The following is a 26,631-nucleotide window of genomic DNA, read 5'->3' as shown; positions in this document are numbered from 1 at the left end:
CACGACTGTGTAGCTGGAGGGCAGGGAGCGTGGCCGGATCGACCACCGCCGAACGCGGTGAACGCCAACAGGAGTCGTCCGGCCCGCCCCTCGTCCGAAGGCTCGGCGGCCCACGGCGAGTTCGTACGATCATCGTTCTCGCCGTCGCGCTGCTCCTTCTCTCGGCCGCGGGCGTCTGGGTGTTGTACGGATCCCACTGGCTGCGCGTTGAACGCGTATCCGTTTCCGGCACCTCGGTTCTGACGCCGGAACAGGTGCGCGAGGCCGCCGATGTGCCGGTCGGGTCACCGTTGATTTCGGTCGACACCGATGCGATCGAGTCACGTCTGCTGCGGAAATTGCCGCGAATCGGCGCGGTCGACGTGGTGCGTTCCTGGCCGCATGGAATCGGGCTGAAAGTGACCGAGCGCACGCCGGTTCTGATTGTCCAAAAGGGCCGAAACTTCATCGAAGTGGACGATGAAGGTGTCCGTTTCGCCACGGTTTCCACTGCGCCGAAAGGCGTTCCCGCACTCGAATTGAGCCTCTCCCGCACGGGTTCGTCCACGGCGAGTCTGCGGCGATTCGGCGAGGACCGGCTGGTGCGCGAGGCGGTAGCGGTGGCCGGTGCCCTTCCCGCCGCCGTCGCGCACGAGACCCGGACCGTCAAGGTGCGTTCCTATGACGAGATCTCGCTGGAGTTGAGCGGCGGCCGGACCGTGGCTTGGGGAAGTGGCGACAAGGGCGCGGCGAAGGCGCGTACGCTCACCGCTCTGATGAAAGCGGCGCCCGGTGCGCGGCACTTCGACGTCAGCGTTCCCACCGCCCCTGCGTCAGCGGGGAGTTGACGCACATCTGCGCAGGCCAGCACCCTGGCTGGGCATCGCTATGGCTGATCACATAGGGTGAAAAGAAAAACGGGAGGTTCGGCGTGTTCGTTGAACGTGCGCCACTTGTCGACTTAGTGTCCTGTTCGGAAGAGTCCAGCGAACAGTCACACTGGTAACCCTAAACTTCAACGTTAGGGTTCGGGTCGGCGATACGGACCGTCCCATTCGGCATCAGTCGTCGGATCGCATCCCCTGCGAAGCGACGACACGTAACTCGAGGCGAGAGGCCTTCGACGTGGCAGCACCGCAGAACTACCTCGCAGTCATCAAAGTCATCGGTGTCGGCGGCGGTGGTGTCAATGCCATCAACCGGATGATCGAGGTCGGTCTCAAGGGCGTCGAGTTCATCGCCATCAACACCGACGCGCAGGCGCTGTTGATGAGCGACGCCGACGTCAAGCTCGACGTCGGCCGCGAACTCACCCGCGGACTCGGCGCCGGAGCCAACCCGGCCGTCGGCCGCAAGGCCGCCGAGGACCACCGCGAGGAGATCGAGGAGGTCCTCAAGGGGGCCGACATGGTCTTCGTGACGGCCGGCGAGGGCGGCGGCACCGGCACCGGCGGCGCGCCCGTCGTGGCCAACATCGCCCGCTCCCTTGGCGCCCTCACCATCGGCGTGGTCACCCGCCCGTTCACCTTCGAGGGCCGGCGCCGTGCCAACCAGGCCGAAGACGGCATCGCCGAACTCCGCGAAGAGGTCGACACCCTCATCGTCATCCCGAACGACCGGCTGCTGTCCATCTCGGACCGCCAGGTCTCGGTGCTCGACGCCTTCAAGTCCGCCGACCAGGTCCTGCTCTCCGGTGTGCAGGGCATCACCGACCTCATCACCACGCCGGGTCTGATCAACCTCGACTTCGCCGACGTCAAGTCCGTGATGTCCGAGGCCGGTTCGGCCCTCATGGGCATCGGCTCGGCCCGCGGCGACGACCGCGCGGTGGCCGCCGCCGAGATGGCGATCTCCTCGCCGCTGCTCGAAGCCTCCATCGACGGCGCCCGGGGCGTGCTGCTCTCCATCTCCGGCGGCTCCGACCTCGGCCTGTTCGAGATCAACGAGGCCGCCCAGCTGGTCAGCGAGGCCGCCCACCCCGAGGCCAACATCATCTTCGGCGCGGTCATCGACGACGCCCTCGGCGACGAGGTCCGGGTCACGGTCATCGCGGCCGGCTTCGACGGCGGCCAGCCGCCGACCCGCCGGGACACCGTCCTCGGCTCGTCCTCGACCTCGTCCTCCTCGTCGTCGGCCCGCCGCGACGAGCCCACTCCGGTACGGCAGTCCGAGAGCCGTCCGTCCTTCGGCTCGCTCGGCAGCGTCACGCCGAAGGAGGAGCCCGAGCCGGAGCCGGTCGCCGACCTCCCGGTCGCCCCGCCGGTCCCGCCGTCGCGCTCCTACTCGGACAGTGCGGCCGAGGAGCTGGACGTACCGGACTTCCTCAAGTGATCCTTCTGACGTGATGGAACAGCGCTCGGCGACGAGCACCGTGAACGGCGCGCATTTCGCCTTCACCGACAGGTGGGGTGGGGTGAGCGCCGTTCCGTACGAGCAGCTCAACCTCGGCGGAGCGGTCGGCGACGACCCCGAAGCCGTACGCGCCAACCGGGAGTTGGCGGCCAAGTCGCTCGGCCTCGACCCGGCCCTGGTGGTCTGGATGAACCAGGTGCACGGGGCGGACGTGGCGGTGGTCGACGGACCCTGGGGTCCCGATGCCGAGATCCCCTCGGTCGACGCGATCGTCACCGCCCGCCGCGGACTCGCCCTCGCCGTGCTGACCGCGGACTGCACACCCGTTCTGCTGGCCGACCCGGTCGCCGGGATCGCCGCCGCGGCCCACGCGGGCCGGCCCGGCATGGTCGCCGGGGTGGTCCCCGCCGCCGTACGGGCCATGACCGAACTCGGCGCCGATCCCGCCCGGATCGTCGCCCGCACCGGACCCGCCGTCTGCGGCCGGTGCTATGAAGTCCCCGAGGAGATGCGCGCCGATGTCGCCGCGGTCGAACCGGCGGCGTACGCCGAGACGAGCTGGGGCACTTCCGCGGTCGACGTGACCGCCGGGGTGCACGCGCAGCTCGACCGGCTCGGGGTGCACGACCGGGAGCAGTCGCCGGTGTGCACGATCGAGTCGGGCGACCACTTCTCATATCGACGCGATCGCACCACGGGGCGACTCGCGGGATATGTCTGGCTGGACTGATGGGACATGACGGACCGTAAGCACGAACTCGCCGGGAACCTGGCGAAGGTGGAGGAACGTATCGTCGCCGCGTGTGCCGCGGCGGGGCGCAAGCGGGAGGAGGTGACCCTGGTCGTGGTCACCAAGACCTACCCGGCGAGCGATGTGCGGATCCTCTCCGAACTGGGCGTACGGCACGTGGCGGAGAACCGCGACCAGGACGCGGCACCCAAGGCCGCCGAGTCCGCGGACCTTCCGCTTACCTGGCACTTCGTGGGGCAGTTGCAGACCAACAAGGTGCGTTCCGTGCTCGGTTACGCCGATGTCGTGCAGTCCGTCGACCGCGCGCGGCTCGTCGGCGCGCTGTCGAAGGAGGCGGTGCGGCGGGAGCGCGAACTGGGCTGTCTGATCCAGGTCGCGCTCGACGCGGACGAAGGGGGTCGCGGACAGCGCGGGGGTGTCGGGCCCGACGGGATCGAGGAGTTGGGCGAAATCGTCTCGCGATCGGAAGGGCTGCGGCTGGACGGTCTGATGACCGTCGCGCCGTTGACCGGCCCCTACGCGGGACGCGAACAGGCGGCGTTCGAGCGGTTGATGGATTTGTCGACCGCGCTGCGCCGGAGCCATCCGGCTGCGAACATGGTCTCGGCAGGAATGAGTGCGGACCTCGAAGAGGCCGTGGCGGCCGGAGCGACACATGTGCGCGTCGGTACGGCGGTACTCGGAGTCCGTGCTGGGCTCGGGTAACGTCGCCAGGAAGTCGGACCACAGCAGAAAATATGGTCATTACCGCCGAAGGGCGGGCGTAACGACCTCGTGGATCGCGGGCACTTGGCAGTCGTCAGCCGATCCACCACAGAGCGGAGGACTCAGAGCATGGCCGGCGCGATGCGCAAGATGGCGGTCTACCTCGGCCTCGTGGAGGACGATGGGTACGACGGCCGGGGCTTCGACCCCGATGACGACTTCGAACCCGAACTCGACCCAGAGCCCGAGCGGGACCATCGACGGCACGAGCCGTCCCACCAGTCGCACGTCGCACATCAGTCCCAACGGGACGAAGAGGTACGAATCGTGCAACCGCCCTCGCCTCGCGAGCCGGTGGCGCGTTCCGCTTCGCTACCCGCGGAATCCGGGCGTCCGGCGCGCATCGCGCCCGTGGCGTCCATCACACAAGAGCGCGCCAGCCTGGAGAAGAACGCACCGGTGATCATGCCCAAGGTCGTGTCGGAACGAGAGCCTTACCGGATCACCACGCTTCACCCGCGGACCTACAACGAGGCCCGTACCATCGGGGAACACTTCCGTGAGGGCACCCCGGTGATCATGAATCTGACTGAGATGGACGACACAGACGCGAAGCGACTTGTCGACTTTGCGGCCGGTCTGGTGTTTGGTCTTCACGGCAGCATCGAGCGGGTGACGCAGAAGGTGTTCCTGTTGTCGCCTGCTAACGTCGATGTCACGGCGGAGGACAAGGCTCGCATCGCAGAGGGCGGGTTCTTCAACCAGAGCTGAGACACACCACCGGAAAAAGCAGTAAGCAGTACGTGCAGCACGGAAACAGGGGAGAGGGAAGCGCGGGTCATGAGCGTGGTTCTGGATGTCGTCTACATCGCTCTGATGTGCTTCCTCATCGTGCTCATCTTCCGGTTGGTCATGGACTACGTCTTCCAGTTCGCCCGCTCATGGCAACCCGGCAAGGCGATGGTGGTCGTTCTGGAGGCCACCTACACTGTCACTGATCCACCGCTCAAGCTTCTGCGGCGGTTCATTCCGCCGCTGCGTCTCGGGGGCGTGGCGCTCGACCTGTCCTTCTTCGTACTGATGATCATCGTCTACATCCTGATCTCGATCGTGAGTCGGCTGTGATCGATGTGACCTACCGTCTTGCCGAATGCCGACGACTACGTTGAGGTGAAGAGATGCCGTTGACCCCCGAGGACGTGCGGAACAAGCAGTTCACGACCGTCCGCCTCCGAGAAGGCTATGACGAGGACGAGGTCGATGCCTTCCTCGACGAGGTCGAAGCCGAACTGACCCGCCTGCTACGCGAGAACGAGGACCTGCGCGCCAAGCTGGCCGCCGCCACGCGCGCTGCTGCCCAGAACCAGCAGAACATGCGCAAGCCCCCGGAGGGTCCCGGCGGTCCGCAGGACCAGGGCATGCAGCAGGGAATGCCGCAGCAGGGCATGCCCCCGCAGGGGATGCCCCAACAGGGCATGCCTCAGCAGGGCATGCGAGGCCCGGGCGGCCCGGTGCCGGCCGGCATATCGGGCCCGCCGCAGCAGCAGATGGGCGGCCCCATGGGCGGTCCGCCCCAGCTGCCGAGCGGTGCGCCGCAGCTGCCCCCGGGTCCCGGTGGACAGGGCGGCCCGCAGGGTCCCGGTCCGATGGGACAGGGCCCCATGGGTCAGGGTCCGATGGGCCAAGGCCCCATGGGCCAGGGCACGATGGGCGGCCAGCCCATGCAGCAGCAGATGGGCGGCCCGATGGGTGGCCCCATGGGCGGTCCAATGGGTGGTCCCGGTCAGGGCGGTCCCATGGGTGGCCCGATGGGCGGCCCCGGTCAGGGTCCCGGTGGCGACAGCGCCGCCCGCGTTCTCTCTCTGGCCCAGCAGACCGCCGACCAGGCGATCGCCGAGGCCCGTTCCGAGGCCAACAAGATCGTGGGTGAGGCGCGTTCGCGTGCCGAGGGTCTCGAGCGTGACGCCCGTGCCAAGGCCGACGCCCTGGAGCGGGACGCGCAGGAGAAGCACCGCGTCGCGATGGGCTCCCTGGAGTCCGCCCGCGCCACGCTGGAGCGCAAGGTCGAGGATCTGCGCGGCTTCGAGCGCGAGTACCGCACGCGGCTGAAGTCCTACCTGGAGTCCCAGCTGCGTCAGTTGGAGACCCAGGCCGACGACTCCCTCGCCCCGCCGCGCACCCCGGCCACGGCCTCCCTGCCGCCGTCCCCGGCGCCTTCGATGGCCCCGGCCGGCGCGAGCGCCCCGTCCTACGGCGGCAACCAGGGCATGGGCCCCGGCCCCGCCGGTCCGTCCTACGGCGGCCAGCAGCAGATGTCCCCGGCGATGACCCAGCCGATGGCGCCGGTCCGCCCGCAGGGCCCCGGTCCGATGGGCCAGGCACCTTCGCCGATGCGCGGCTTCCTGATCGACGAGGACGACAACTGACCGGCCATGGCCAGTAGTACGCCGTAGTCGGCGGCAGCGTTCAACAGGGCGGGGCCCCGGATTTCGATCCGGGGCCCCGCCCTGTTGTGCGTGTGCGGCGGAGGCGGGCGGTGTCGTGTCCAAGGGCGACCGTGCCCACCTGAAGGAGCGCGGGGAACTGCGCGAACAGCCCCCACGCTCCTGCGGCCGCCGACGGCGAGGTGGTTACGCCTTGCGCAGGCGGAACACCAGAGACAGTCCCTCGTCGGTGAACGGCTCGCCGTACGCCTCGTCGGCCTCGCCCTGAGCGAAGTCGGTGGCGAGGACCTCGTCGGCGATCAGGGCCGCGTGCTCGGACAGGGCCGCGATCACGGCGGGGTCGGTCGACGTCCAGCGCAGGGCGATCCGGTCCGCCACGTCCAGGCCGCTGTTCTTGCGGGCCTCCTGGATCAGGCGGATCGCGTCACGGGCGAGGCCCGCCTGGCGCAGCTCCTCGGTGATCTCCAGGTCCAGGGCGACCGTGGCGCCCGAGTCGGAGGCCACCGACCAGCCCTCGCGCGGGGTCTCCGTGATGATGACCTCGTCCGGGGCGAGGGTGACGGTCTCGCCGTCCACCTCCACGGACGCCGTGCCCTCGCGCAGCGCCAGGGACAGCGCGGCCGCGTCCGCGTTCGCGACGGCCTTGGCGACGTCCTGGACGCGCTTGCCGAACCGCTTGCCCAGGGCGCGGAAGTTGGCCTTCGCGGTCGTGTCGACCAGGGAGCCGCCGACCTCGCTGAGGGACGCGAGCGAGCTCACGTTCAGCTCCTCGGTGATCTGCGCGTGCAGTTCGCGGTCGAGGGCGTCGAAGCCGGTCGCGGCCACCAGCGCGCGGGACAGCGGCTGGCGGGTCTTCACGCCCGACTCCGCGCGCGTGGCGCGGCCCAGCTCGACGAGCCGGCGCACCAGGACCATCTGCCGCGACAGCTCCGGGTCGATCGCGGAGAGGTCCGCCTGCGGCCAGTTGGTCAGGTGGACGGACTCCGGGGCGCCCGGCGTGACCGGCACCACCAGGTCCTGCCAGACCCGCTCGGTGATGAACGGGGTCAGCGGGGCCATCAGTTGGGTGACCGTGCCGACGACCTCGTGCAGGGTGCGCAGCGCGGCCTTGTCGCCCTGCCAGAAGCGGCGACGGGAGCGGCGGACGTACCAGTTGGACAGGTCGTCGACGAACGCCGACAGGAGGCGGCCGGCGCGCTGGGTGTCGTAGGACTCCAGAGCCTGGGTCACCTGGTCGGTGAGCGCGTGGAGTTCGGACAGCAGCCAGCGGTCCAGGACCGGGCGGTCGGCGGGGGCCGGGTCGGCCTCGCTGGGTGCCCAGCCGGCCGTGCGGGCGTACAGGGCCTGGAAGGCGACCGTGTTCCAGTACGTCAGGAGCGTCTTGCGGACGACCTCCTGGATGGTGCCGTGACCCACGCGGCGTGCCGCCCAGGGCGAGCCGCCGGCCGCCATGAACCAGCGCACCGCGTCGGCGCCGTGCTGGTCCATCAGCGGGATCGGTTCCAGGGTGTTGCCCAGGTGCTTGGACATCTTGCGGCCGTCCTCGGCGAGGATGTGGCCGAGACAGACCACGTTCTCGTACGAGGACTTGTCGAAGACCAGGGTGCCGATCGCCATCAGCGTGTAGAACCAGCCGCGGGTCTGGTCGATGGCCTCGGAGATGAACTGCGCCGGGTAGCGCGACTCGAACAGGTCCTTGTTCTTGTACGGGTAGCCCCACTGCGCGAACGGCATCGAACCCGAGTCGTACCAGGCGTCGATGACCTCCGGCACGCGCACGGCCGACTTGGCGCACTTGGGGCAGGCGAAGGTGACCTCGTCGATGAACGGGCGGTGCGGGTCCAGCTCCGACTGGTCGGTGCCAGTCAGCTCGGTGAGCTCCGCGCGGGAGCCGACGACCGTGAGGTGGTTGTCCTCGCAGCGCCAGATCGGCAGCGGGGTGCCCCAGTAGCGGTTGCGGGACAGCGCCCAGTCGATGTTGTTGTTCAGCCAGTCGCCGTACCGGCCGTGCTTGACGGTCTCCGGGAACCAGTTGGTGTTCTCGTTCTCCTGGAGGAGGCGGTCCTTGACGGCCGTGGTGCGGATGTACCAGGACGGCTGCGCGTAGTAGATGAGCGCGGTGTGGCAGCGCCAGCAGTGCGGGTAACTGTGCTCGTACGGCAGGTGCTTGAACAGCAGCCCGCGGTCCTTGAGGTCTTCCGTGAGCTTTTCGTCCGCCTTCTTGAAGAAGACACCGCCGACCAGCGGGACGTCCTCGGCGAAGGTGCCGTTCGGCCGGATCGGGTTCACCACCGGGAGGCCGTAGGCGCGGCAGACCTTGAGGTCCTCCTCACCGAAAGCGGGGGACTGGTGGACCAGACCCGTACCGTCCTCGGTCGTCACGTACTCGGCGTTGACCACGTAGTGGGCGGGCTCGGGGAACTCCACCAGGTCGAACGGACGTTGATACGTCCAGCGCTCCATCTCGGCGCCGGTGAAGGTCTCACCGGTCAGTTCCCAGCCCTCGCCGAGGGCCTTCTCGACGAGCTGGGTGGCGACGACGAGCCGCTCCTCGCCGTCGGTCGCGACGACGTAGGTGACGTCGGGGTGGGCGGCGACCGCGGTGTTGGAGACCAGCGTCCAGGGGGTCGTCGTCCACACCAGGAGCGCGGCGCGGCCGGCCAGCGGACCGGAGGTGAGCGGGAAACGGACGTAGACCGACGGATCCACGATCGTCTCGTAGCCCTGCGCCAGTTCGTGGTCCGACAGACCCGTCTCGTCGCGCGGGCACCACGGGGCGACGCGGTAGTCCTGGACCAGCAGGCCCTTGTCGAAGATCTGCTTCAGCGACCACCAGACCGACTCGATGTACTCGGGGTCCATCGTGCGGTACGGGTCGTCGAGGTCGGTCCAGTAGCCCATGCGGGTCGTGAGCTCGGCGAAGGCGTCCGTGTGCCGGGTCACCGACTCGCGGCACTTGTCGTTGAACGCGGCGATGCCGTACGTCTCGATGTCCTGCTTGCCGCTGAAGCCGAGTTCCTTCTCGACGGCCAGCTCGACCGGGAGGCCGTGGCAGTCCCAGCCGGCCTTGCGGGCCACGTGGTAGCCGCGCATGGTGCGGAAGCGGGGGAAGACGTCCTTGAAGACGCGTGCCTCGATGTGGTGGGCGCCCGGCATGCCGTTGGCGGTGGGCGGGCCCTCGTAGAACACCCACTCGGGGCGGCCCTCGGACTGCTCCAGGGTCTTGGCGAAGATCTTCTGCTCGCGCCAGAAATCGAGCACGGCGTGCTCGAGTGCGGGCAGGTCGACCTGGGCGGGCACCTGGCGGTACGTCGGCGTTGTCATCAGCGAGCTTCCTCCGGCGGACTTTCCGTTCCGTCCGGAGGGACGAGAGCTGTCTTCGTACGCCGTCCTCGGCGCGCTCCCGCGGTACCACCCTCCTTGGTCCCCCGGCGCACCCTGCGCTTCGGCGGACCCCCTCATTGGGGTCGCGATGCCGGTTCTACTGGCCCCTCACGGGCGTTCCTCCGGCGGCTCCGGGGTGATCTTCACGTCGCGCTCGCCCCCGGGCTTCCACCGACCCCGGGTCGCTCTGGGCTGCGTACGTCGCTACTCGTCCCCATCCACGCTTCTCGCTGCGCCCAGTGTACGGCGCCGCACGGACACCGGCCGACCGGATTTCGCGGTCCGGCGGCGGGGGTGCCGCGAGCCCGGGGAACGCCCTGGTGTGACCCGAATGGAGCGGTGCGTGTGTTCGCATCCTGGGATGTGCGATCGGGCGGATTACCCCGTGGGGAGCTGGGCACAACGCTTGAAGGCTTGCGGAGCGGCACGCGCGAGCCGGGCGAATCGGGCGGTGCGTCCCGTTGCCGCGGGGCTGAAGTCGATTTATCGTCCCAGCACGATTCGCGTGCAAGATCACAATATGTGAAGGGGCCGCGGCCATGGTGGCGAAGAAGACCGCCGTACAGCAGTCGGCGTCGGGCAGGTCCACGCATGTCTCCGGTGGCGCGGCCAAGGATGTGAGCGGCAAGAAGAGCACGGCCAAGAAGAGCACGGCCAGGAAGGCGGCCAAGGGGGAGGGGCCGGAGAGACCCGGGGCGTCGGCCGGGGCTTCGAGCAGGGCGGACGCGGAAACGGATGCGGTAGCGGACGCGGCGGTCGGCAGGAAGACGGTGGCCAAGAAGGCCGTCCCGAAGAAGACCGTCGTGAAGAAGGCCGTCACCAAGAAAGCGGTGGCCAAGAAAGCGGTGGCCAAGAAGGGCGTGGCGAAGACCTCGGGGACGAAAGCCGCGGCGACGAAGAGCGCGGCCACCAAGGCGGTGGCTGCCAAGAAGACCGTCACCGAGAAATCGGCCACCAAGAAGGCAGCCGCGAAGAAGACGGTCACCAAGAAGGCGGCCGTGAAGAAGACGGCAGGCAAGGCGCCGGCCGCGAAGAAGGCGGTCGCCACCGAACCGGCGGCCACCAGGGCCGACGGCACGCAGTCCGCAGGTGCGAAGCGCAAGAGCACGGTGAGCAAGAGCACGGCCAAGAAGGTGGGCGCGGCGCGGGCCGCGAAGGAGACGGGAGCCACGACGGTGGTTGCGAAGAAGACCCCTGGCACGGCCACGGCGGCGAAGACCGCCGTCCCCAAGGCACGCCTCGCCGCGGCGGCGGAGCCGGGCGAACTGGCGGTGCGTCCCGGAGAGGACCCCTGGACGCCGGAGGAGGTCGAGGAGGCCCGCACCGAGCTGCTGTCCGAGGCGGAGCGGCTGCGCGAGGAGATCTCCTCCAGCGAGCGGGCCCTCGCCGGTCTGATGCGGGACTCCGGGGACGGCGCCGGCGACGACCAGGCGGACACCGGCACCAAGAACATCACGCGCGAGAGCGAGATGGCGCTGGCCGCCAACGCGCGCGAGATGTTGATCCAGACCGATCACGCCCTGGAGAAGCTCGACGCGGGCACCTACGGCCTGTGCGAGAACTGCGGCAACCCCATCGGCAAGGCGAGGATGCAGGCGTTCCCGCGGGCCACCCTGTGCGTGGAGTGCAAGCAGAAGCAGGAACGCCGGTACTGAGGGTCCCGGGAGGCGTGTCGTACCCTCTCCTCAGTCAGGTACCTAGGTTGAGGGACTCACGTGGCAGAGGCGGAGCGCATCATCGGTACGCCGGATACCCCAGAGGCGGCGGGGGCCGAACCGGAGCAGCCGGACCAGCCGGGACAGAGCGAGGCCACGCGACCCAGGGGCAAGCGCCGTATCGCCGTGCTGTTCGCGGTCGCCACCTTCGCGTACCTGCTGGACCTGGGCAGCAAGCTGCTGGTGGTCGCCAAGCTGGAGCACCACGCGCCGATCGAGATCATCGGGGACTGGCTGAAGTTCGAGGCGATCCGCAACGCGGGCGCGGCCTTCGGCTTCGGTGAGGCCTTCACCGTGATCTTCACGGTGATCGCGGCGGCCGTGATCGTGGTGATCGCCCGGCTCGCCCGCAAGCTCTACAGCCTGCCCTGGGCGATCGCGCTTGGCCTGCTGCTCGGCGGCGCGCTCGGCAACCTCACCGACCGCATCTTCCGCTCGCCGGGCATCTTCGAGGGCGCGGTCGTCGACTTCATCGCCCCCAAGGGCTTCGCCGTCTTCAACCTGGCCGACTCGGCGATCGTGTGCGGCGGCATCCTGATCGTGCTGCTGTCGTTCAAGGGCCTCGACCCGGACGGGACCGTCCACAAGGGCTGAGGGGGGCGGGGGCCGAGGGGCCTTGTGGACGGGGCTGTCGGTGCTGTCCGGCATACTCGACGGGTGAGCACCGTTCCCGATATCCGTACCCTGCCCGTGCCCGACGGCCTGGAGGGCGAGCGTGTCGACGCCGCCATCTCCCGCATGTTCGGCTTCTCCCGTACGAAGGCCGCCGAGCTGGCCGCGGCGGGGAAGGTCACGGTCGACGGCTCGGTGGTCGGGAAGTCCGAGCGGGTGCACGGCGGGGCCTGGCTCGAGGTCGAGATGCCGCAGGCGCCCGCGCCGGTGCAGATCGTCGCCGAGCCGGTCGAGGGCATGGAGATCGTGTACGACGACGACGACGTCGTCGTGATCGACAAGCCGGTCGGTGTCGCCGCGCATCCGTCGCCCGGCTGGACCGGGACGACGGTCATCGGCGGTCTCGCCGCGGCCGGTTACCGGATCTCCACCTCCGGTGCCGCCGAGCGCCAGGGCATCGTGCACCGCCTCGACGTGGGCACCTCCGGCCTGATGGCGGTCGCCAAGTCGGAGCGCGCGTACACCTCGCTCAAGCGCCAGTTCAAGGAGCGCACGGTCGACAAGCGCTACCACACGCTCGTGCAGGGCCACCCGGACCCGACCAGCGGCACCATCGACGCCCCCATCGGCCGGCACCCGAACCACGACTACAAGTGGGCGGTCACCGCCGAGGGCAAGCCGTCCGTCACGCACTACGACCTCATCGAGGCGTTCCGCGCGGCCTCCCTCCTCGACGTGAAGCTGGAGACCGGCCGCACCCACCAGATCCGCGTCCACATGGCCGCCCACCGCCACCCGTGCGTCGGCGACCTCACGTACGGCGCCGACCCGACGCTCGCCAAGCGGCTCGGCCTGACCCGCCAGTGGCTGCACGCGGTGCGCCTCGGCTTCGAGCACCCCGGGGACGGCGAGTGGGTGGAGTTCGCCAGCGACTACCCGGACGACCTCCAGCAGGCGCTGGACAAGGTCCGCGAGGAGACGTACGGATGAGCACGCGCGCGTACGAGGTGCGGGTCGCCGAGGACCCCGCCGACCGGGAGGCGTGCTTCCGGGTCCGCAAGGACGTCTTCGTCGGCGAGCAGGGCGTGCCCGAGGACCTGGAGTACGACGAGTACGACGCCGTGGCCGTGCATGTGCTGGCCGTGCGCGAGGACGGGGTGCCGCTCGGGACCGGGCGGCTGCTCCACGGCGAGCGGGCCGCGGCGAAGACCGGCGGGGACCTCTCGCTCGGGTCCCTGGGGCGGCTCGCGGTGACCAAGGACGCGCGCGGTCTCGGCGTCGGGATCGCGCTGGTGCGGGCCATCGAGGACGCGGCACGCGCGCGGGGGCTCGCGGCCGTGGACCTGCACGCGCAGACGCACGCGCTGGGTTTCTACGAGCGGTTGGGGTACGAGGCGTACGGGCCGGAGTACCCGGAGGCGGGCATCCCGCACCGGGCGATGCGGCGCGCTCTGTAGCGCGGGGCGGCGAGCGGGGCGGGGTCCGAACGCGCGTCAGGGTTCCTGATGTCCGCGTGACGAACCCGTCAGGGCGCCGAACGCGCTGGTGAGGTCGGTGGCGTGGCACGCTTGGGGCCTGCTGTCCGTCCGTCCACCTGTTCCTACCTGTTCGGAGCGCTGACCGTGGATCAGTTGGCCCTGCTGTTCGTGCTGTTGCTCGGGGCCCTGGTGAGCGTCCCGGTGGGGGACCGGTTCGGGTTGCCGGCGCCGGTGCTGATGACCCTGTTCGGGATCGTGCTCGCGATCGCCGACTTCGTCCCGAACGTGAACATCCCGCCCGAGCTGATCCTGCCCGGACTGCTGCCGCCCCTGCTGTACGCGGCCGTACGGCGCACCTCCTGGCGGCAGTTCACGGCCAACATCCGGCCGATCTTCCTGCTGGCGGTCGCCCTGGTGTTCGTCACCACCGCGGTCGTCGCCGCCGTGGCGAGCGCGATCGTGCCCGGGCTGCCGATCGCCGCCGCCGTGGCCCTGGGCGCGCTGGTCGCCCCGCCCGACCCGGTCGCCGCCACCGCCGTGGCCGGTCAACTCGGGCTGCCCCGGCGCCTGGTGTCGATCCTGGAGGGCGAGGGCCTCTTCAACGACGTGACGGCGATCGTGCTCTACCACGTGGCCATCGCCGCCGCCGTGAGCGGCAGCTTCTCGCCCTGGCGGGCCGGTCTCGACCTCGTCCTGTCCGCGGTGGTGGCCCTTGCCGTCGGCCTCGTGCTCGGCTGGGGCGCGAACAAGCTGATGGACCTGCTGGACGACCCGACCCTGCAGATCGGGATGACCCTGCTCGTCCCGTACGCCTCCTACGTGCTCGCGGAGGAGCTGCACGGCTCCGGAGTGCTCGCGGTGCTCACCACCGCGCTGTTCCTCGCCGAGTACGCGACCGACGCCGACGACGTGATGACCCGGCTCGCCGGGCACACCTTCTGGAACGTCGTCGACACGCTCGTCACGGGCGTCGCGTTCGGGCTGATCGGCCTCGAACTGCACAACGCGATCCGGACCGCGTCCGGGCGGTGGGGCGAGATGCTCGGCTGGGCCGCGGCGATCGTCGGCGTGGTGGTGCTGGTGCGGCTGGCCTGGCTGCTGCCGGCGACCTGGCTCACCAAACGGCTGCACGCCAGACGCGACCAGGACGAGGACATCCCGACGAGCTGGCGGGAGACCGTCGTCATGTGGTGGTCGGGGATGCGGGGCGTGGCCTCGGTCGCGCTGGCGCTGGCGATCCCGCTCAAGACCGACGACGGCTCACCCTTCCCGGACCGCGACGAGATGGTGTTCATCGCGTTCGGCGTGATCATGGTCACCCTGGTGCTCCAGGGTCTGACCCTGCCCTGGCTCGTGAAGCGGCTGGGGGTGAAGGCCGACACCGAACGGGAGCAGGAGTTCGAGCGAGCCCTCGCCATCCGCGCGGCCAAGGCGGCCAAGGCACGGCTGAAGGAGATCGAGAAGGACGAGGAGCTGCCGGAGGAACTGTCCGAGCAGATGCTGCGGCGGGCCTTCGAGATCGGCGTGCGGATCAGCCCCGACATGGGGGACGAGGAGCGGCGGGAGGCGCACGAGCAGCGGGTGCGCCGGCTGAAGCGCGCGCGGCGCATCCAGGGCGAGATGCTGAGCGCCGCCCGCCACGAGGTGCTCGCGGCGCGCAGCGAGCCGGGCGCGGACCCGGAGATCGTCGACCGGGTGCTGCGCCATCTCGACGTACGCAGCCTGCGCTGACCTTCACAACTCCCGTCCGTACGCCGACCTTCGCCGTTCCGTGCCGACGGCGCCCGGTGGTTCGTACGATCGGATCATGACGCGCAATGTGGTGATCAGCGGCGGAGGTACGGGAATCGGGCTCGCGGCGGCGCGGGCGTTCGCGGCGGACGGGGATCAGGTGCTGCTGCTCGGGCGGCGGGCCGAGGTGCTGGAGAAGGCCGGGGTGCCGGGGGCGCTGGCCTTCGCGGCCGATCTCGCGGAGCCGGCCGAGGTGCGGCGGGTCGCCGCCTTCGTGGAGCGGGAGTTGGGGACTGTGGACGTACTGATCCACAGTGCCGGCGGCACCGGGCAGTTGGAGCCGCCCGTCGACAGCGAGGATCCGCTCGACCGGGTCGCGCACAACTGGACCGTCAACTTCCGGATCAACACCCTGACTGCGGCCCTGCTCACCGAGGCCCTCAAGGACCGGCTCGCCTCACCGGGCGGACGGGTGCTGTTCGTCAGCTCCATCGCCGCCTACCGCGGGTCCGGCAGCGGGGCCTACGCGGGGGCCAAGGCCGCGCTGCATCCGTACGCCCATGACCTGGCCCGGGAGCTCGGGCCGCGCGGGATCACCGCGAACGTGGTCGCGCCCGGCTACATCGAGGACACCGAGTTCTTCGGGGCGCAGATCGACCCTGCCCGGCGCGAGCGGCTCATCGGGGACACCGTGAACAAGCGGGCCGGTACGCCGGGCGATGTCGCGGTGACCCTGCACTGGCTCGCCTCGACGGCCGCCGGGCACGTCACCTCGCAGGTCGTCCAGGTCAACGGCGGGGCCGAGCGCGGGCAGTGAGCCTCAGCCGCGGCCCGTGCGCGGCGGTTCATGGGCGCGGCGGGTGGCCGCGACGCCCTCGGCGCCGTCGCGGGCCCCGTCGCCGGAACCGTTCGGGGAAGCGGCGCTGCCCGGCGGCAGGGCCGCGTCCGCCGTGTTGACGCGGGGCAGCGCGTAGGGGTGCTGCTCGCCCAGCCAGCGGATCATCTGCTCGCGGACCGTGACCCGTACCGTCCAGATGTCGTCGGCGTCCTTGGCGGTCACCAGGGCCCGTACCTGAAGGGTGTTCGGGGTGGCGTCGGTGACGGCGACGCCGTAGTCGCGGCCGTCCCAGGCGGCGCACTCGCGCAGGATGTCCCGCAGCTTCTCCCGCATCAGCTCCACCGGCGCCGAGTGGTCGAGGTGCCAGTAGACGATGCCGGTCATCTGGGTGCCGCCGCGCGACCAGTTCTCGAACGGCTTCGAGGTGAAGTACGAGACCGGCATGGTGATCCGGCGCTCGTCCCAGGTCCGCACGGCCAGGAACGTCAGCGTGATCTCCTCGACCGTGCCCCACTCGCCGTCCACGACGACCGTGTCGCCGATGCGGACCATGTCGCCGAAGGCGATCTGCAGCCCGGCGAAGAGATTGGCGAGCGTGGACTGGGCGGCGACACCGGCGACGATGCCGAGGATGCCGGCCGAGGCCAGCAGCGAGGCGCCGGCCGCGCGCATCGCCGGGAACGTCAGCAGCATCGCGGCCACCGCCACCACGCCGACGACCGCGGCCACCACCCGCGTGATCAACGTCACCTGGGTCCGCACCCGCCGGACCCGGGCCGGATCGCGGTGCACGCGTGCGTACCGCGCGTACGACGACTCCACGACCGCCGCCGCGATCCGGACCATCAGCCACGCCGTGGCACCGATCAGCACCAGGGTCAGCGTCTGGCCGATGCCGGCCCGGTGCTCCTTCAGCAGCCGCGCCTGGTCGTAGGAGCCTCTGAGCAGCGCGGCGCACAGCACGAGCTGGTAGGGCACCCGGCCGCGGCGCAGCAGGCCCCACAGCGAGGTGTGTTCATACCGTTCGTCGGCCTTGCGCAGCAGCAGGTCGGTGACCCAGCCGATGAGCAGGGTCAGCACGACCGAGCCGCCGATCACGATCAACGGACGCAGTACGTTCTCCATGCCTGAGAACGTAACCGGCTGCGGGCGGCTGACACCATGACCCCATGAACATCGTGCTCTTTCACTCGACCTACGGGCTCAGACCTGCCGTGCGCGCGGCGGCCGACCGGCTGCGGGCGGCGGGCCACGTGGTGTGGACGCCGGACCTCTTCGGCGAACGTACATTCGAAACCGTCGAGGAGGGCATGGCCTTCAACGACGGGATCGGCAAGGACGAGTTGCTCAAGCGGGCCGTGCTGGCCGCCGCGCCCTACTCCGAGCGGGGGCTGGTGTACGCCGGGTTCTCGCTGGGCGCCTCCATCGCGCAGACCCTCGCGCTCGGCGACGAGAAGGCGCGCGGGCTGCTGCTTCTGCACGGCACCTCCGACCTCGCGCCGGGCGTCACCGTCGACGGCCTGCCGGTCCAGCTGCACGTGGCCGAGCCCGACCCGTTCGAGACGGACGACTGGCTGAGCGCCTGGTACCTCCAGATGGGCCGCGCGGGCGCCGACGTGGAGATCTACCGGTACGCCGGGGCCGGCCACCTCTACACCGACCCCGACCTGCCGGACTACGACGAGGAGGCCGCCGAGGCCACCTGGCGGGTGGCTCTCGGCTTCCTCGACAGCCTGTGACCTAGACGGGGTCGTACGTCCGCTCGACCTTCTGCGTGCCGCTGCGCGTGCGGTACGAGCGGGCCCAGGACGCGGTCGCCGTCGTGGTGGTGCGGTCGGACAGGACGTAGTAGTCCATCTGCGCGCGGTCGGCGGTGATGTCCAGGACGCCGTAGCCGTGGCGGTCGGTGTCGACCCAGTGGACGTGCCGGTTGGCCAGCTGGATGACCGGCGCGGCGAGCGCGGAGACCGTGCCCTCGGGGACCTTCACCAGGTCGTCGAGGTTGTCGGAGGTCACCGAGGTGACCACGAACTCGGTGGCGGCGGAGGCGGACAGCGGGTAGGTGCCGGCGTTGACCGGCACGTCGTTGGCCCACGCCATGTGGATGTCACCGGTCAGGAAGACGGTGTTGCGGATCGCGTTGGTGCGCAGGTGGGCGAGGAGTTCGCGCCGGTCGTCGGTGTAGCCGTCCCACTGGTCGGTGTTGAGGGCGATGCCCTCCTGCGGGAGGCCGAGCAGCTTGGCGAGCGGTTTGAGCAGGTCGGCGGAGAGCGAGCCGATGGCGAACGGCGAGATCATCACCGAGTTGCCGACCAGCCGCCAGGTGGTGTCGGAGGCCTTCAACCCGGCCTTCAGCCAGTCGAGTTGGGCCCGGCCCGTGATCGTCCGGTCCGGGTCGTCCACCGCCCCGCTGGCCGTGGCCGCCTGCTGCGAGCGGAACGAGCGCAGGTCGAGCAGCGAGAGGTCGGCGAGCCTGCCGAAGCGCAGCCGGCGGTAGGTGGTGCCGGCGATCGCCGGGCGGACCGGCATCCACTCGAAGTAGGCCTGCTTGGCGGCCGCCTGCCGGGCCGACCAGGTGCCCTCGGCGCCCTCGGTGTGGTTCTCCGCGCCGCCCGACCAGGCGTCGTTGGCGAACTCGTGGTCGTCCCAGATCGCGATGACCGGCGCCTTGGCGTGCAGGGCCTGGAGATCCGGGTCGGTCTTGTACTTGCCGTGCCGGGTGCGGTAGTCGGCGAGCGTGATGATCTCGTTCGCCGGCGCGTGCGGCCGCACGACGGTGCCGCGGGTCCCGTACTCCCCGCTCTTGTACTCGTAGATGTAGTCCCCGAGGTGCAGCCAGGCGTCCAGGTCACCACGGGCCGCGAGATGGCGGTACGAGGAGAAGTAGCCGGCCTCCCAGTTGGCGCAGGAGACCACGCCGAAGCGCAGGCCGGACACGCTCGCGTCGGCCGCGGGCGCGGTGCGGGCGCGGGCGACGGGGGAGTCGGTGCCGCCGGCCGAGAAGCGGAACCAGTAGTCGGTGGCCGGCGCGAGACCGCGGATGTCCGCCTTGACGGTGTGGTCGGAGGCGGCGGTCGCGGTGAGGGAGCCCTTGGCGACGACGTTCGTCAGCGCCTTGTCGGTGGCGACGGTCCAGCCGACCTCGGTGTCCGGGCCGAGCCCGGAGCCGGGGGTGGCCTCGGCGGTCGGCGTCACGCGGGTCCACAGGAGGATGCCGTCGGGCAGCGGGTCGCCGGAGGCCAGACCGTGCAGGAAGGCGGGGGCCTCGGTGGCCGCGCGGGCCGGGAGGGCGGCGGCGAGCGGGCCGGCCAGGACGGCGGTGGCGGCCGCGGCCTTGACCACCGAACGGCGGCGCGGGGAGCGCCAGTCGGGGCGCTCGGCGGGTGAGGCTGCGGGATCGGATGATCTGTATCGACTGGTCACGGGCGATCAGGTTACTGACCGGTACGAAGAAGAGCGGGCGAACCGTCAAAAGTTCGCCCGCTCTTCGACTGAAAGTCGGTTCGGTATCAGCCCTTCAGGGCCGCCGTGATCGCGGTGTTGAAGTCCGCCACCGTCATCGGCGCGTTGCCCTGGCCGTCGGAGCCGGTCAGGGCCTTGCCGTCCATCTTCAGGGTCGGGGTGCCCTGGATGCCGTCCTTGTCGAAGATCTTCGACTCCTCGATCGCCCAGCGGTCGTAGGTGCCGTCCTTCACGGCCTTCTGGAAGGCCGCGTTGCCCTTCAGGGCGGAGACCGTGTCGGCGATCTTGATCAGATAGGCGTCGTCCTTGAACTTGTCCGTGGTCTCCTCGGGGTGCCACTTCGTGGAGTACATCGCGGTCTTGTACTCCTCGAACGCCTCGGGGCTGACGTTCAGCGCCGCGCCCAGGGCGCTGAGCGCGTTCTTGGAGCCCTCGCCGCCCAGGTTGCCGTCGAGGAACGTGGCCCCGACGTACTGGATCTTGAACTTGCCGGCGTCCAGGTCCTTCTTGACGGTCGGGCCGACGGTCTGCTCGAACTGGGCGCAGACCGGGCAGCGCGGGTCCTCGTACATGACCAGGGTCTTCTTGGCGGTGGACTTGCCGAGGGTGACGACCGTGCCGTTCGTGCCCGTGGTGTTGGCCGGCTTGACGAGCTTGTCGTCCTTCGCCGCCTCCCAGTAGCCGGGCTTGTTGCCCTGCACGACCGCGTAGCTGATGCCGCCGGCTATCGCGAGGACGCCGACGATGGAGCAGGCCACGATGACCTGCCGCTTGATCTTGGCGCGCTTGGCCTGGCGCTCGCGTTCCTGCCGCAGCCGCTCGCGGGCCTGCGACTTCGCTGCGGCGCTGTTGCGCTTGCTCATGGTGATGTTCTCCGTCTGGGGAGGCGCACACGTCGTGTGCGGAATACGTCATGGGGACGGGTGGTGCTCAGATGCTGTGCGTGCCGAACCGGCGACTCAGGCGACAGCGACCGAGCACGGCGGTCCACGCCGTCCCAGGGAGTGCACGAGGATCCGGTCGAGTGCGGAGGCCGTACGGCGTACGGGGGGCCGCGGCAGGCGGGTGCGCGGGGTCCGGCGCACGGTGACCGCGGCGACCGCCAGCAGCAGCGGGCGGAACGTCGTCGCGGCGACCGCCGCCAGCAGCTGGTCCAGCGCCCGCTCGCCGCGGCGCAGCCAGGCCGCCGCGAGCATCCCGACGCCGATGTGCGCGCCCAGCAGCAGCCAGGCGGTGGCGGGGTCGGCGTGCGCGAGCAGCGACGTGACATGGCCGGGGTCGGCGCCGGTCACGCGGGCCAGCGGGGCGCCGACCTGGGTGTTGTTGCCGCAGAGCAGGTCCCAGCCGACGGAGCGCAGGGGGCCGGCGACCGGGCCGCCCGCGGGGCCGTAGCAGACGTGCTGACCGGTGGTGAACACCGTGTCGGCGGCCAGCTCCAGCGGGATCAGCAGGGCGGCGATGCCGGCGAAGCCGCGCTCCCGGCCGGCCAGCGCGTAGGCGACCGCGAACACGGCGACGGCGACCGCGGCCACCGTGTTCAGCGGCAGCGGGACCCGCGACAGCAGCACGTGCGACGCGGTGCTGAGCGTCACGACGAAGGCCGTGAACAGCGCCGCGCGAACGGCTCGTGGCTGGGTCCCGGATATGTCCATAGCGGAGAGAGTGTGTCACGTGGCCGGGTAAGGGACCCCTAAAAGATCCCTGTGAGACCACGGACCGTTAGAGACCCGGAATCCGCCCGTTGCGGAACAGGTCCACGAAGATCTGGTGGTCGTAGCGCGCGCGTGCGCCGTAGTCGTGCGCGAAGGACGTCAGCATGTCCGAGAAGCCGTCCTCGTCGGCCGCGATCGCCGCGTCGATGGCACGCTCCGTGGAGAACGGCACCAGCGACTCGCCCGAGGTGTCGTCCGCCGCCGCGTGCATGGTGGCCGTGGCCCGGCCGAGGTCGGCGACGACGGCCGCGACCTCCTCCGGGTCGTCGATGTCGCTCCAGTCCAGATCGACCGCGTACGGCGACACCTCGGCGACCAGCTGGCCCGCGCCGCCCAGCTCGGTCCAGCCCAGCCACGGGTCCGCGTGCGCCTGGAGGGCGCGCTGGGAGATCACCGTGCGGTGGCCCTCGTGCTGGAAGTAGTCCCGGATCGCCGGGTCGGTGATGTGCCGGGAGACGGCGGGGGTCTGGGCCTGCTTGATGTAGATCACCACATCGTTCTCCAGGGCGTCGCTGTGGCCCTCCAGAAGGATGTTGTACGACGGCAGCCCGGCCGACCCGATGCCGATGCCGCGCCGGCCGACCACGTCCTTGACCCGGTAGGAGTCCGGGCGGGTCAGGGAGGTCTCCGGCAGGGTCTCCAGGTAGCCGTCGAAGGCCGCGAGGACCTTGTAACGGGTGGCAGCGTCCAGCTCGATGGAGCCGCCGCCGGGCGCGAAGCGGCGCTCGAAGTCACGGATCTCCGTCATCGAGTCCAGCAGCTCGAAGCGGGTCAGCGAGCGGGCGGTACGCAGCGCGCCCAGCAGCGGGCCGTCGGCGGTGTCCAGCGTGAACGGCGGCACCTCGTCGCTCTTGGCGCCGGTCGCCAGCGCGTGGATGCGCTCGCGGTACGCGCCCGCGTACACCTCGACCAGCTCGGTGATCTGCTCGTCGCTGAGCGCCTTCGCGTACCCGATCAGCGCGACGGAGGCGGAGAAGCGCTTGAGGTCCCAGGTGAAGGGGCCGACGTAGGCCTCGTCGAAGTCGTTGACGTTGAAGACCAGGCGGCCGTTGGAGTCCATGTACGTGCCGAAGTTCTCCGCGTGCAGGTCGCCGTGGATCCACACGCGCGTGGTGCGCTCGTCCAGGTACGGTCCGCCCCGCCGGTCGCTGTCCACGTCGTGGTAGAAGAGGGCCGCCGTGCCCCGGTAGAAGGCGAAGGCGGAGGCCGCCATCTTGCGGAACTTCACGCGGAACGCGGCCGGGTCGGCGGCCAGGAGCTCGCCGAAGGCGGTGTCGAAGACGGCGAGGATCTCCTCGCCGCGCTGCTCGTCGTTGAGCTGGGGGACCGACATCGCTGGGTGCCTCCTGGTGCATGGATGTGTACGACAGCGTTTCTGTCGTTTCCAACGGGCGACGGGCCGCGGAAGTGCCCGCGACCCTCGCTGTGAAGGTACGCGGGGCAGGGCCGCGAGTGTCAGTGCCGAGGCATAGGATCCGATGTTGTCCCCCGGACTGTCCGCAGCCTGTCGCCCAGTGCCCACCCGTCACCCGACCACCGCCCCTCAACGAGGCGCTACGCGCCGCAGCACTGCCCCATGGAGGCCACGCCGTGTCAAAGCCGCCGTTCACGCACCTGCACGTCCACACCCAGTACTCGCTGCTGGACGGTGCCGCGCGGCTGAAGGACATGTTCGACGCGTGCAACGAGATGGGCATGACGCACATCGCGATGAGCGACCACGGCAACCTGCACGGGGCGTACGACTTCTTCCACACGGCGAAGAAGGCCGGGGTCACGCCGATCATCGGCATCGAGGCGTACGTCGCCCCCGAGTCGCGGCGCAACAAGCGCAAGATCCAGTGGGGCCAGCCGCACCAGAAGCGCGACGACGTGTCCGGTTCGGGTGGTTACACGCACAAGACGATCTGGGCGGCCAACTCGACGGGCCTGCACAACCTCTTCCGGCTCTCCTCGGACGCGTACGCCGAGGGCTGGCTGCAGAAGTGGCCCCGGATGGACAAGGAGACCATCTCCCAGTGGTCCGAGGGGCTCATCGCCTCCACCGGCTGCCCCTCCGGGGAACTCCAGACCCGGCTCCGCCTCGGTCAGTACGACGAGGCCCTGAAGGCGGCGGCCGAGTACCAGGACATCTTCGGCAAGGACCGCTACTTCCTGGAGCTGATGGACCACGGCATCGACATCGAGCACCGGGTCCGCGACGGCCTGTTGGACATTGGCAAGAAGCTCGGCATCCCCCCGCTGGTCACCAACGACTCGCACTACACGTACGCGCACGAGGCGACCGCCCACGACGCCCTGCTGTGCATCCAGACCGGCAAGAACCTCTCCGACCCCGATCGCTTCAAGTTCGACGGCACCGGCTACCACCTCAAGACCACCGACGAGATGTACGCCATCGACTCCTCGGACGCGTGGCAGGAGGGCTGCCGCAACACCCTCCTGGTCGCCGAACAGGTCGACACCTCCGGCATGTTCGAGGCCAAGAACCTCATGCCGAAGTTCGACATCCCCGAGGGCTACACCGAGGTCACCTGGTTCAAGGAGGAGGTCCGGCTCGGCATGGACCGCCGTTTCAACGGCAACGTCCCCGAGGACCGGCAGAAGCAGGTCGAGTACGAGATGGACGTCATCATCCAGATGGGGTTCCCGGGGTACTTCCTCGTCGTCGCCGACTTCATCATGTGGGCCAAGAAGCAGGGCATCGCGGTCGGTCCTGGCCGAGGCTCGGCGGCCGGTTCGATCGTCGCGTACGCCCTGGGCATCACCGACCTCGACCCGATCCCGCACGGCCTGATCTTCGAGCGGTTCCTCAACCCCGAGCGCGTCTCCATGCCCGACGTCGACATCGACTTCGACGAGCGCAGGCGCGTCGAAGTGATCAGGTACGTGACGGAGAAGTACGGCGCCGACAAGGTCGCCATGATCGGCACGTACGGCAAGATCAAGGCGAAGAACGCCATCAAGGACTCCGCGCGCGTGCTGGGTTACCCGTACGCGATGGGCGACCGCCTCACCAAGGCGATGCCCGCCGACGTCCTCGGCAAGGGCATCGACCTCAACGGCATCACCGACCCCTCGCACCCGCGCTACAGCGAGGCCGGCGAGATCCGCGCGATGTACGAGAACGAGCCGGACGTCAAGAAGGTCATCGACACCGCCAAGGGCGTCGAGGGCCTGGTCCGGCAGATGGGCGTGCACGCCGCCGGCGTCATCATGTCCAGCGAGCCCATCGTCGACCACGCCCCCGTGTGGGTGCGGCACACCGACGGCGTCACCATCACGCAGTGGGACTACCCGCAGTGCGAGTCGCTCGGCCTGCTGAAGATGGACTTCCTGGGCCTGCGCAACCTGACGATCATGGACGACGCCGTCAAGATGGTGAAGTCCAACAAGGGCATCGACCTCGACCTGCTGGCCCTGCCGCTCGACGACCCCAAGACCTTCGAACTCCTCCAGCGCGGTGAGACGTTGGGCGTCTTCCAGTTCGACGGCGGCCCGATGCGCTCGCTGCTGCGTCTGATGAAGCCCGACAACTTCGAGGACATCTCCGCCGTCTCCGCGCTCTACCGTCCCGGCCCGATGGGCATGGACTCGCACACGAACTACGCCCTGCGCAAGAACAAGCTCCAGGAGATCACCCCGATCCACAAGGAGCTCGAAGAGCCCCTCGAAGAGGTCCTCGCGGTCACCTACGGCCTGATCGTGTACCAGGAGCAGGTGCAGAAGGCGGCCCAGATCATCGCCGGGTACTCGCTCGGCGAGGCCGACATCCTGCGCCGCGTGATGGGCAAGAAGAAGCCCGACGAACTGGCGAAGAACTTCGTCCTGTTCCAGAAGGGCGCCCGCGACAAGGGCTTCAGCGACGAGGCGATCCAGGCCCTGTGGGACGTCCTGGTCCCCTTCGCCGGCTACGCGTTCAACAAGGCGCACTCCGCCGCGTACGGACTGGTCTCGTACTGGACCGCGTACCTCAAGGCCAACTACCCGGCCGAGTACATGGCCGGACTGCTCACCTCGGTCAAGGACGACAAGGACAAGTCCGCGATCTACCTGAACGAGTGCCGGCGCATGAAGATCAAGGTGCTCCCGCCGAACGTCAACGAGTCGGTGCACAACTTCGCCGCGCAGGGCGACGACGTGATCCTCTTCGGCCTCGAGGCCGTGCGCAACGTCGGTACGAACGTGGTCGAGTCGATCATCAGGAGCCGCAAGGCCAAGGGCAAGTACGGCTCCTTCCCCGACTACCTCGACAAGGTCGAGGCGGTCGCGTGCAACAAGCGGACCACGGAGTCGCTGATCAAGGCCGGCGCCTTCGACACCATGGGGCACACCCGCAAGGGCCTCACCGCGCACTTCGACTCGATGATCGACAACGTGGTCGCGGTCAAGCGCAAGGAGGCCGAGGGCCAGTTCGACCTCTTCGGGGGCGGCGAGGAGAGCAGCGAGCCGGGCTTCGGGCTCGACGTGGAGTTCACCACCGACGAGTGGGAGAAGGGCTATCTGCTCGCCCAGGAGCGGGAGATGCTCGGCCTGTACGTCTCCGACCACCCGCTCTTCGGCCTGGAGCACGTGCTGTCCGACAAGGCCGACGCGGGCATCGCCCAGCTCACCGGCGGTGAGCACGCGGACGGCGCGGTCGTCACCATCGGCGGCATCATCTCGGGCCTCCAGCGCAAGATGACCAAGCAGGGCAACGCCTGGGCGATCGCCACGGTCGAGGACCTCGCCGGCTCCATCGAGTGCATGTTCTTCCCGGCGACCTACCAGCTGGTGTCGACCCAGCTCGTCGAGGACGCGGTCGTGTTCGTCAAGGGCCGCCTCGACAAGCGCGAGGACGTGCCGCGTCTGGTCGCGATGGAGCTCCAGGTCCCCGACCTGTCGAACGCGGGCACCAACGCGCCGGTGATCCTCACCATCCCGGCCACCCGGGTCACCCCGCCGATGGTCAGCCGCCTCGGCGAGATCCTCAGCCACCACAGGGGCGACAGCGAGGTCCGGATCAAGCTCCAGGGCCCGACGAAGACGACGGTGCTGCGCCTGGACCGGCACCGGGTCAAGCCCGACCCGGCGCTCTTCGGCGACCTGAAGGTGCTGCTCGGACCGTCCTGCCTGGCAGGCTGAGTCCACCGCGGCACGTGACCACGCGCGAGGGGCGCACCCGGTACCGGGTGCGCCCCTTCGTCATGCCCGCACTGCTGATGTCAGTTGTGACCGAAGCGCTTCTGCCGGCCCTTGCGCGCGACGTCCGCGGGCGTCACCTGGGATATACGCTGCTCGGCCTGTGCCTCCATCGAGGAGCGTTCGGCCTGCTGCTGACCGCGCTCCGCCTGCGGCTGCTTACGGTCCTGTTTCTTGTTCTTGGCCATGGTGATCTACCTCCTGAGGGGGATCTGGGGGCCAGAGTCGGGACCAGATTCACATAGTCTGAAAAAGAACGCATTTCGGATAATTACCGTCTGTGACAT

At 69.7% G+C, this 26,631-nt stretch carries 22 protein-coding genes; 15 read left to right on the top strand and 7 right to left on the bottom strand.

Annotation, left to right across the window (positions count from 1 at the left end; all coding sequences use genetic code 11):
* The first annotated feature begins 29 nt into the window (after positions 1 to 29).
* The 7 genes from ACIP6U_RS38525 (at position 30) to ACIP6U_RS38495 (ending at position 6,213) form a co-directional block, all read left to right on the top strand.
* Positions 30 to 827, top strand: a complete 798-nt coding sequence (locus tag ACIP6U_RS38525; RefSeq protein ID WP_401727364.1) for a cell division protein FtsQ/DivIB — start codon at positions 30 to 32, stop codon at positions 825 to 827.
* A 277-nt stretch (positions 828 to 1,104) separates the two neighbouring features.
* Positions 1,105 to 2,310: a cell division protein FtsZ gene (gene ftsZ / locus ACIP6U_RS38520; protein ID WP_401727363.1), complete on the top strand. Its 1,206-nt coding sequence runs from the start codon at positions 1,105 to 1,107 to the stop codon at positions 2,308 to 2,310.
* Positions 2,311 to 2,323: 13 nt separating this feature from the next.
* A complete protein-coding gene (gene pgeF, locus ACIP6U_RS38515) occupies positions 2,324 to 3,061 on the top strand; it encodes a peptidoglycan editing factor PgeF (RefSeq protein WP_401727441.1) in 738 nt (245 codons plus the stop codon).
* 6 nt (positions 3,062 to 3,067) lie between these two features.
* A complete protein-coding gene (locus ACIP6U_RS38510) occupies positions 3,068 to 3,787 on the top strand; it encodes a YggS family pyridoxal phosphate-dependent enzyme (protein ID WP_401727362.1) in 720 nt (239 codons plus the stop codon).
* A 129-nt stretch (positions 3,788 to 3,916) separates the two neighbouring features.
* Positions 3,917 to 4,558 (top strand): cell division protein SepF, encoded by a 642-nt coding sequence (locus ACIP6U_RS38505; RefSeq protein ID WP_124004274.1) that lies wholly within the window; start codon positions 3,917 to 3,919, stop codon positions 4,556 to 4,558.
* Between the two features lie 69 nt (positions 4,559 to 4,627).
* Positions 4,628 to 4,912 (top strand): YggT family protein, encoded by a 285-nt coding sequence (locus tag ACIP6U_RS38500; protein ID WP_007448661.1) that lies wholly within the window; start codon positions 4,628 to 4,630, stop codon positions 4,910 to 4,912.
* Between the two features lie 53 nt (positions 4,913 to 4,965).
* On the top strand, positions 4,966 to 6,213 hold the full coding sequence (locus ACIP6U_RS38495) for a DivIVA domain-containing protein (protein ID WP_401727360.1): 1,248 nt from the start codon (positions 4,966 to 4,968) through the stop codon (positions 6,211 to 6,213).
* A 204-nt stretch (positions 6,214 to 6,417) separates the two neighbouring features.
* Here ACIP6U_RS38495 and ileS read toward each other — a convergent pair whose 3' ends face one another.
* Positions 6,418 to 9,555, bottom strand: a complete 3,138-nt coding sequence (gene ileS, locus ACIP6U_RS38490; RefSeq protein WP_401727359.1) for an isoleucine--tRNA ligase — start codon at positions 9,553 to 9,555, stop codon at positions 6,418 to 6,420.
* Between the two features lie 599 nt (positions 9,556 to 10,154).
* Between ileS and ACIP6U_RS38485 the strand changes: the two genes are divergently transcribed.
* The 6 genes from ACIP6U_RS38485 (at position 10,155) to ACIP6U_RS38460 (ending at position 15,968) form a co-directional block, all read left to right on the top strand.
* Positions 10,155 to 11,270, top strand: coding sequence for a TraR/DksA family transcriptional regulator (locus ACIP6U_RS38485; protein WP_401727358.1), 1,116 nt, complete (start codon positions 10,155 to 10,157; stop codon positions 11,268 to 11,270).
* 60 nt (positions 11,271 to 11,330) lie between these two features.
* The gene (gene lspA, locus ACIP6U_RS38480) at positions 11,331 to 11,924 is read left to right on the top strand and encodes a signal peptidase II (RefSeq protein WP_401727357.1); all 594 of its coding nucleotides are present in this window, start codon (positions 11,331 to 11,333) and stop codon (positions 11,922 to 11,924) included.
* A 63-nt stretch (positions 11,925 to 11,987) separates the two neighbouring features.
* The gene (locus ACIP6U_RS38475; protein WP_124004280.1) at positions 11,988 to 12,932 is read left to right on the top strand and encodes an RluA family pseudouridine synthase; all 945 of its coding nucleotides are present in this window, start codon (positions 11,988 to 11,990) and stop codon (positions 12,930 to 12,932) included.
* Entirely contained in the window at positions 12,929 to 13,399 is a 471-nt protein-coding gene (locus ACIP6U_RS38470; protein WP_401727356.1) for a GNAT family N-acetyltransferase, read from the top strand. Before ACIP6U_RS38475 ends, ACIP6U_RS38470 begins: the two co-directional genes overlap by 4 nt.
* Before the next feature lie 165 nt (positions 13,400 to 13,564).
* Complete coding sequence (locus ACIP6U_RS38465) at positions 13,565 to 15,151, top strand: Na+/H+ antiporter (RefSeq protein WP_401727355.1); 1,587 nt, start codon at positions 13,565 to 13,567, stop codon at positions 15,149 to 15,151.
* A 76-nt stretch (positions 15,152 to 15,227) separates the two neighbouring features.
* Entirely contained in the window at positions 15,228 to 15,968 is a 741-nt protein-coding gene (locus tag ACIP6U_RS38460) for an SDR family NAD(P)-dependent oxidoreductase (protein WP_401727354.1), read from the top strand.
* Positions 15,969 to 15,971: 3 nt separating this feature from the next.
* Here ACIP6U_RS38460 and ACIP6U_RS38455 read toward each other — a convergent pair whose 3' ends face one another.
* Positions 15,972 to 17,114: a mechanosensitive ion channel family protein gene (locus tag ACIP6U_RS38455; protein WP_401727353.1), complete on the bottom strand. Its 1,143-nt coding sequence runs from the start codon at positions 17,112 to 17,114 to the stop codon at positions 15,972 to 15,974.
* A 44-nt stretch (positions 17,115 to 17,158) separates the two neighbouring features.
* Here ACIP6U_RS38455 and ACIP6U_RS38450 point away from each other — a divergent pair, with 44 nt between their 5' ends.
* The gene (locus ACIP6U_RS38450; protein ID WP_401727352.1) at positions 17,159 to 17,728 is read left to right on the top strand and encodes a dienelactone hydrolase family protein; all 570 of its coding nucleotides are present in this window, start codon (positions 17,159 to 17,161) and stop codon (positions 17,726 to 17,728) included.
* Position 17,729: 1 nt separating this feature from the next.
* Here ACIP6U_RS38450 and ACIP6U_RS38445 read toward each other — a convergent pair whose 3' ends face one another.
* The 4 genes from ACIP6U_RS38445 to ACIP6U_RS38430 all read right to left on the bottom strand — a co-directional run bounded on the left by ACIP6U_RS38445 (position 17,730) and on the right by ACIP6U_RS38430 (position 22,496).
* On the bottom strand, positions 17,730 to 19,412 hold the full coding sequence (locus tag ACIP6U_RS38445) for an alkaline phosphatase D family protein (RefSeq protein ID WP_401727351.1): 1,683 nt from the start codon (positions 19,410 to 19,412) through the stop codon (positions 17,730 to 17,732).
* Between the two features lie 86 nt (positions 19,413 to 19,498).
* Entirely contained in the window at positions 19,499 to 20,314 is an 816-nt protein-coding gene (locus ACIP6U_RS38440; protein WP_401727350.1) for a thioredoxin domain-containing protein, read from the bottom strand.
* Positions 20,315 to 20,410: 96 nt separating this feature from the next.
* Positions 20,411 to 21,103: a hypothetical protein gene (locus ACIP6U_RS38435; RefSeq protein WP_401727349.1), complete on the bottom strand. Its 693-nt coding sequence runs from the start codon at positions 21,101 to 21,103 to the stop codon at positions 20,411 to 20,413.
* A gap of 67 nt (positions 21,104 to 21,170) precedes the next feature.
* Positions 21,171 to 22,496 carry a DUF2252 domain-containing protein gene (locus tag ACIP6U_RS38430; RefSeq protein WP_401727348.1) on the bottom strand — a complete coding sequence of 442 codons (1,326 nt, stop codon included), beginning with the start codon at positions 22,494 to 22,496 and terminating at the stop codon, positions 21,171 to 21,173.
* A gap of 257 nt (positions 22,497 to 22,753) precedes the next feature.
* Here ACIP6U_RS38430 and dnaE point away from each other — a divergent pair, with 257 nt between their 5' ends.
* Entirely contained in the window at positions 22,754 to 26,287 is a 3,534-nt protein-coding gene (gene dnaE, locus ACIP6U_RS38425; protein WP_401727347.1) for a DNA polymerase III subunit alpha, read from the top strand.
* Between the two features lie 80 nt (positions 26,288 to 26,367).
* Here the strand turns inward: dnaE and ACIP6U_RS38420 are convergent, their stop codons facing one another.
* Positions 26,368 to 26,532, bottom strand: coding sequence for a hypothetical protein (locus ACIP6U_RS38420; protein WP_401727346.1), 165 nt, complete (start codon positions 26,530 to 26,532; stop codon positions 26,368 to 26,370).
* Positions 26,533 to 26,631 lie beyond the last annotated feature (99 nt).

It is taken from the genome of Streptomyces sp. NPDC088794, from assembly GCF_044750545.1.
Classification (GTDB): domain Bacteria; phylum Actinomycetota; class Actinomycetes; order Streptomycetales; family Streptomycetaceae; genus Streptomyces.
The sequence above is the reverse complement of the archived record's forward strand: the minus strand, read 5'-3'. Positions and strand labels throughout refer to the sequence as shown.